5 protein-coding genes, 4 tRNA genes and 1 pseudogene are annotated in these 6,427 nt (G+C 45.2%); 4 read left to right on the top strand and 6 right to left on the bottom strand.

What is annotated here, in order from left to right; all coding sequences use genetic code 11:
- Positions 1-195: 195 nt before the first annotated feature.
- On the top strand, positions 196-606 hold the full coding sequence (gene tnpA, locus B5J94_RS12075) for an IS200/IS605 family transposase (RefSeq protein ID WP_079364159.1): 411 nt from the start codon (positions 196-198) through the stop codon (positions 604-606).
- A 598-nt stretch (positions 607-1,204) separates the two neighbouring features.
- Here tnpA and B5J94_RS12070 read toward each other — a convergent pair.
- From B5J94_RS12070 to B5J94_RS12055, 4 genes are all read right to left on the bottom strand, one after another.
- A tRNA-Thr gene (locus B5J94_RS12070) sits at positions 1,205-1,279 on the bottom strand.
- Between the two features lie 19 nt (positions 1,280-1,298).
- A tRNA-Gly gene (locus B5J94_RS12065) sits at positions 1,299-1,372 on the bottom strand.
- 22 nt (positions 1,373-1,394) lie between these two features.
- A tRNA-Tyr gene (locus tag B5J94_RS12060) sits at positions 1,395-1,478 on the bottom strand.
- An 82-nt stretch (positions 1,479-1,560) separates the two neighbouring features.
- Positions 1,561-1,636: transfer RNA gene (locus B5J94_RS12055), tRNA-Thr, on the bottom strand.
- Positions 1,637-1,850: 214 nt separating this feature from the next.
- On the opposite strand from B5J94_RS12055, the gene B5J94_RS12050 reads away from it, so the two are divergent.
- Complete coding sequence (locus B5J94_RS12050) at positions 1,851-2,435, top strand: DUF4126 domain-containing protein (protein WP_062500214.1); 585 nt, start codon at positions 1,851-1,853, stop codon at positions 2,433-2,435.
- Between the two features lie 92 nt (positions 2,436-2,527).
- On the top strand, positions 2,528-3,649 hold the full coding sequence (locus B5J94_RS12045; protein ID WP_062500212.1) for an aminotransferase class V-fold PLP-dependent enzyme: 1,122 nt from the start codon (positions 2,528-2,530) through the stop codon (positions 3,647-3,649).
- A 60-nt stretch (positions 3,650-3,709) separates the two neighbouring features.
- Here the strand turns inward: B5J94_RS12045 and B5J94_RS12040 are convergent, their stop codons facing one another.
- A complete protein-coding gene (locus B5J94_RS12040; RefSeq protein WP_303620927.1) occupies positions 3,710-4,900 on the bottom strand; it encodes a subtype B tannase in 1,191 nt (396 codons plus the stop codon).
- Positions 4,836-5,264 carry a hypothetical protein gene (locus B5J94_RS15115; protein ID WP_303620926.1) on the bottom strand — a complete coding sequence of 143 codons (429 nt, stop codon included), beginning with the start codon at positions 5,262-5,264 and terminating at the stop codon, positions 4,836-4,838. The genes B5J94_RS12040 and B5J94_RS15115 overlap by 65 nt, the downstream gene beginning before the upstream one ends.
- A 355-nt stretch (positions 5,265-5,619) precedes the next feature.
- Between B5J94_RS15115 and B5J94_RS12035 the strand changes: the two are divergent.
- A pseudogene (locus B5J94_RS12035) lies at positions 5,620-6,378 on the top strand (cytochrome-c peroxidase).
- Positions 6,379-6,427: the final 49 nt, after the last annotated feature.

Genomic DNA, 6,427 nt, shown 5'->3' with positions numbered 1-6,427 from the left:
TCATAGGCGGAAAAGAATTTGCCCGTCTTTTGTAGCTGCTTGTAACTCAAGTCATTCACGTAGTTCCATACGAAATTGACCGAACCACTTAGGCGGTTAAGTTGGTCTGTGTGTTTATCTCGTATGCGTAGCTTGAGTGTTTTCATGGGTTTGTGTATAATGAGATAGGTATATTATATATTTGGTTTAATTTTAATGTCAAATGATTTAAGACGTGGTAGGCACGTTGTTTACAATATTCATGTGCATTTGGTCTTTGTGGCTAAATACCGCAGAAAAGTATTCACTAAAGAGATTTTAGACGATATGCAAGTTATCTTTGAGAAAGTTTGTTCAAGGTTTGAGGCACAATTAGTTGAGTTTGACGGTGAGAGCGACCATGTGCATTTATTGGTGGTTTATCCGCCTAAAGTGGCTATTTCTAGTCTAGTTAATAGTCTGAAAGGTGTTTCTAGTCGGTTATTGCGTAAAAAAGAATATCCGTCTATTAAAGAGCAGTTATGGGGTGATGCGTTGTGGTCGCCTAGCTATTTTGCAGGTAGTTGTGGCGGTGCTCCAATTGAGATTATCCGCCAGTACATTGAACAGCAGAATACACCGCACTAAATACCATCTGTATGTAAGCATAGCTACGGAGTTGCCTTATATCCACCGCCTGAAGTCGGTGGTTTTACGGCAACGAAGGATAAATAATAGGGCGTACCTACCATTTGATAACATTTTTATGAAATAAGATGAAAATTTAAAACTTTTATCTATTTTTGCATGAAAAATGGCTATCCGACCACTTAATTTAAAAAGTTAAGTTAAAATCTTAAAATTTACCCAGTTAAGTGGTCGGATTGTGGCTCGAAGTCAAAATCCTTGTTGATATTTCAATATCAACGGCGAACTTTTCCTTGAAAAACGTGCGATTCCCCTGCTTTTTTAAACAGGTGTTTTCCATTGCAAATACCAAAGGTAGGCACGTCCTAAAAACAGAGAAATCATCTGCTTTAAAAAACTTAATTCATGAATGTCATCAAGCATGTTTTGACAGCAGGCAAATCAACCCCAAAAAGCAAATGAATCAGTCATAAGTCATGGAGTAAACTAAGAAAACAAATGGTACGCAGACAGATACCACAGAAGGGATGAAATGATGGGATATAGATAGAGTTACATCAAAAAACCCTTTGAAATAAACATTTCAAAGGGTTAAATATGGAGCTCTTGGCGAGAATTGAACTCGCGACCTCTTCCTTACCAAGGAAGTGCTCTACCCCTGAGCTACAAGAGCAAATAGTTTTGCTAATAAATGGAGCGGGTGGCGGGAATCGAACCCGCACCATCAGCTTGGAAGGCTGAGGTTCTACCACTAAACCACACCCGCATGGGTATTTGGTAGGGAAATATGGTGGTGGGGGAAGGATTCGAACCTTCGAAGCTTTCGCGACAGAGTTACAGTCTGTTGGGTTTGACCGCTCCCCAACCCCACCGGGTGATACAGGCATGTCTTTTAATGGTCTGTTAAAAGATTAAGCCCAATAAACGGGCTTGACCTGAAAGGTTTCTTAGGAGTGGTGCCGGCTGCCGGAATCGAACTGGCGACCTACTGATTACAAGTCAGTTGCTCTACCAACTGAGCTAAGCCGGCGGTGTTTCCTAAGTGGTGCGTATGATATCATAGTTTTTGATTTGTGCAAGTATTTTTTTAAAAATTTTTAAAATTATTTTATAAGTTGTTGTTTTTTATATTAATTGATTCTTGGTGGTGGGCTTGGCATTTTTATTGTTTGACACACAAATCATTCGCACGCCTGCCGATATTTTTGTATAATGGCACAGTCCTATTTTAAAAAGAGCATAAAATGACAACAGAGATGATTTTGAGCATTTGTCTTGGCATTGGCTTGGCGGCAAGCTCGGGCTTTCGGGTGTTTGTGCCGTTGTTTGGCATGTCGCTGGCAAGCTATTTTGGCATATTACCCTTAGGCGAGAGCTGGCTGTGGCTAGGCAGTACGACTGCCTTGGTGATTTTGGCGGTGGCGAGCATTGTCGAATCCGTGTCTTATCTGGTGCCGTTTGTGGATAATTTGCTTGACACCATTGCCGTGCCACTGGCAGGCATGGCAGGTACGATAGCCATGGCAGGCAGTCTGACCGACATGAGCCCTGCGATGACATGGGCGTTGGCAATCGTGGCAGGGGGCGGAGCAGCGGCAACCATTAAGACCACGACCGCAGGTGCCAGAGCCGTCTCAACCGCCACGACCGCCGGTGTCGCCAATCCCGTCATCGGACTGGCAGAGACCGGCACCGCCATTGGGCTGTCGGCACTTGCCATATTCGCCCCTGTATTGGCAGGGGTGGTTGCGGTCGTGGGGATTGTGGTGTTTATTTGGCTTGTCGTTAAACTTAAAAACCGCCACAAGGTAAGCGAATCGGTGCATTAAGGCGTAATTTGGCAAAAACCATTTGCAATTTATCCTAAATTTTTGTAAATTATCCCAAACCCATTTTTAACCCACTTTTTAAGGACAAAACCATGCCTGCCTTACGAGACGACATTGACCCACAAGGACTTTTGGAATATTCGGTGGTCTATACCGACCGAGCGTTGAATCATATGTCCGCCGAATTTCAAAGCGTGATGAGAGACTTATCCGCCACTTTAAAGGGGCTGTATCAAGCCGATGGCGTGGCTATCGTCCCCGGTTCTGGCACGTCGGGCATGGAAGCGGTCGCCCGTCAGCTTGCCACGGATAAGGACGTGATGATTGTGCGAAATGGCTGGTTTAGCTATCGCTGGACGCAGATTTTGGAAAAAGGACGTATCGCCAAATCCACGCACGTGTTTACCGCCCAAATCCACGGCAATCCTGCCACATTCGCCCCTGCCGACATTAACGAAGTTACCGCCCATATCCGCCAAAACCGCCCAAGCGTGGTGTTCGCTCCGCACGTTGAGACCGCCTCTGGCATGATGTTGTCAGACGACTATATCAAGGCACTGGGGCAAGCGGTGCATGACGTGGGTGGGATTTTGGTAATTGACTGTATCGCATCGGGCTGTGTGTGGCTTGACATGAAAGCATTAGGCATTGATGTACTGCTCTCCGCCCCACAAAAGGGTTTGTCCAGCACGCCTTGCTGTGGACTTGTGATGATGTCTGAGCGTGCCAAAGAGCTGGTGCAAAGCACCGAATCTACAAGTTTTGCCTTAGATTTAAAGGTGTGGGCGAACATCATGACCGCCTATGAAAATGGCGGACACGCCTATCACGCCACCATGCCCACAGACGGACTAAGACAGTTAAGAGACACACTAAAAGAATGCCAAGCGATAGGATTTGACAAACTCAAATCTGCCCAAATAGAGCTTGGGCAAGCCATTTTGCAAGTCTTAAATGACAAAGGGGTCATAAGCGTGGCGGACAAAGACAGTCAAGCGGTGGGGGTAATCGTCTGCCATGCCCCAAATGATGACGTACACAAAGGCGTGGCATTTGCCAAAGTCGGTGTACAAATCGCAGGGGGCGTACCGCTACAAGTGGGCGAGCCGTCTGATTATAAGAGTTTTAGAATTGGGCTGTTTGGGCTTGATAAATTGACCGATGTATCAGGCACGGTGGCACGATTTAAACAGGCGTGTGATGACGTTTTTTGATTTTCTTTGTTAATATGAAAAGCCCAATGTGATGTTGGGCTTTTTGTTTGTCTTATGCAATTATTCGGATTTCCCCACATCATTCGCCTTAACGAGCTTATCCGCCCAATCAAACAACTCATTCAAATCATAATCCCCACCATGACCCACACCCCAAGGTAGAGCAAAATCCACGTTCTTGCCCTGATTTTGTAAGGTGGTGGCGAGTATCACAGGCACGGCAAGGGACGTGTCGTTATCCTTTGCCCCATGACGGATACGCCAATACTGGGTGGGACTTTGGGCGATATAATTCATCGCATTCATCATTTTGACGGTTTGGGTATCCGCCATGCTCCCTTGTCCGTATTTTTTGCCAAAGGCGGTAAAATGCTGATTGTTTACGGTCTTATTGCCAAACAAATTATTCTCGCCATTGCTCAAATCTGTCGCATCAAAAGCAGGTACGCCCTTGCCACGCCCTAGGTAAGCCAGATAACCATCAAAATCCGCCACATAAAAAGGATTGGCAGATTTTCTTTGTGCCAAAAAGTCAAATTCGGTCAAATCCGTGTCATTTTTAAAGGCGGTATTGGCAGAGTTATTTAAATGATAAATCACTTCATCTTTAAAGGTGCCGTTGCCATTGTCATCCAATGTTAATGCTTGACCGTTATGCCCTGTTAATTTTAACCCATTGATATAACTGGGGAAATTGGATTTTAATTCATTTGACCAAATTTTTTGCTCGTCCGTTAGGCTTGCCTTAATGCGTTCACGTTTGACGTTATAGTCAAGCATAGAGATGTGCATTTTTTGATAATCAAACATACCATTAAATTGCCATTCATACGCCATATCGGCATTTTCAAGGTTGGTAATCGGAGCATAGGCGGACACGGCAAACACGCTGTCATCGGCATTTACTTTCGCCCCCGCCTTTTGTAGCTCGGCTTGATAGTCGGTGCTACCACCACTTGCCCCCAAAAGGAGCGACATCGCCCCGCCTGCGGACGTGCCATTGGCGATAATGCGGTCGGCTCGCCCTGCCATAAGGGCGTCATTGGCTTTTAGGTAGGCAATGGCGGATTTTAAATCCACGATGACGGACGGGGCTTTGTCTGTGTAGTTGCCGTCCGTGCCAAGCGTCCGCCCCCTAGCCCCCGCACTTGCCACGACATAGCCACGCATGAGAGCGGTGGCAACGCTACTGGCTCGCACTCTGCCGTCTCGCCCTGCCCTGCTCTCGGCAGTCATCGGCTTGGCGGGCATATATCCGCCCACGCCATTGGGGGGAAAATATCGGGGCGGTGTCTGATGTGTAGCCATTGATAGTATCGCCTGTAAAATACGACTCGGGGATATAGATGTTCATCACTTGATAATCAGGCTCGGCAGGGTTTGCCACATAGGGAATATTTTCAAAGGCACGCACGACAAGGCTTTGCCCGTCTTGGGTAATGGTCATGGTTTTGTAATTATTGGGGTTAAATGTTAAAGAGCTGGGTATGGCGGTCATGGCGAGCTTATCTGTATTTGCATTTGTGTTTGTATTTTGGGAAATAGGCGTGGTGCAGGCGGACAATCCAGATAATACGGCAAGTGATAAGGCGGATAATGGGATAAACTTTGGCATGACTTGTCTCGGCAAATAATAGATAATAAGAATTGTTATTATCATATAACTTTTTCAAAACAATTAAAAGCCCATGTACAAAAATAAAAGTATTAGCAAAGTTTGGCAAATGATTTATTTTTATAAATTTTAGGAATGAGTGTAGTATTATTGACCAACATCAAGGCTGGCTTTGTCATTTGTGTTTATTATGTTTCAAATCCACAAAACTTTTGCTGAATTCTTACTATAATACTTGGTTATAAATTAATTTTATTTAAATAATCAATTTTTTGCAATATACAAATTTAGCAAAGCATTTTAATATTAAATCCATAAACAAAATGTGTATTTAGCCATTCCTTAGGGGATAGCCATGAAAAAATTAGGTTTGTCAATGATTACCGTCTCGTGCCTACTGGTTGTGTTGGCGGTTGTGTTTATCGGTCTGTTTATGCTGACCGAATACGCCCGAATCCCAAGCCAAAGCGAGCTTGTCGCCACAAAGGCGGATTCTAGCACCGCCAGCACGCCTGCCACCGCACAGGGACTGCACGGAGCAACCACAGTAGAACACCTTGCCAGCATGACAAGTCTGGTCAGCACTCGCCCTGATGAACCCATCAAACCCATCGCCACTCCTAAGATTGAGAGTCCTGAGATAGTCGCCTTAGGGCAAAAGCTGTGGTTTGACCCACGTCTATCCAAATCAGGTGGTCTGTCGTGCAACTCTTGTCATAACCTTGCCATGGGTGGTACGGACAACATGACAACATCTATCGGACATAAATGGGCAGAAGGCCCGATTAACTCACCAACCGTGCTAAATAGTGGCTTGGCGATTGCCCAATTTTGGGACGGGTGAGCCAAAACTTTGCAAGAACAAGCAGGTGGCTCGATTGAGAACCCCCTTGAAATGGCATCCACACATGACCATGTGGTCAAGGTGCTAAACAGCATTCCTGCCTATCAAGATGAATTTAAGGGAGCATTTAGCGACTATACAGATGCCATCACCATTGAGCAGGTACAGCTAACAAATTTGAATTTTGCCACGGAAACCGTTCTCCCTGAGCTCGTCGAAGGGTCGGTTTCCGTCATGGTTCGACAGGCTCACCACGAACGGAAACTGTAGCACTTTTTCATTTTGTAGAGTAAATCTCTTTCCAAACTAAAAATAAACC

Origin of the sequence: Moraxella lacunata, assembly GCF_002027545.1 — a bacterium.
GTDB lineage: Bacteria > Pseudomonadota > Gammaproteobacteria > Pseudomonadales > Moraxellaceae > Moraxella > Moraxella lacunata.
The sequence above is the reverse complement of the archived record's forward strand: the minus strand, read 5'-3'. Positions and strand labels throughout refer to the sequence as shown.

Excerpts from the sequence above, each read along its gene's own strand:
- tnpA (WP_079364159.1), top strand. The coding sequence starts at position 196 with ATGTCAAATGATTTAAGACGTGGTAGGCACGTTGTTTACAATATTCAT.
- B5J94_RS12050 (WP_062500214.1), top strand. The coding sequence starts at position 1,851 with ATGACAACAGAGATGATTTTGAGCATTTGTCTTGGCATTGGCTTGGCG.
- B5J94_RS12045 (WP_062500212.1), top strand. The coding sequence starts at position 2,528 with ATGCCTGCCTTACGAGACGACATTGACCCACAAGGACTTTTGGAATAT.
- B5J94_RS12040 (WP_303620927.1), bottom strand. The coding sequence starts at position 4,900 with ATGCCCGCCAAGCCGATGACTGCCGAGAGCAGGGCAGGGCGAGACGGC.
- B5J94_RS15115 (WP_303620926.1), bottom strand. The coding sequence starts at position 5,264 with ATGCCAAAGTTTATCCCATTATCCGCCTTATCACTTGCCGTATTATCT.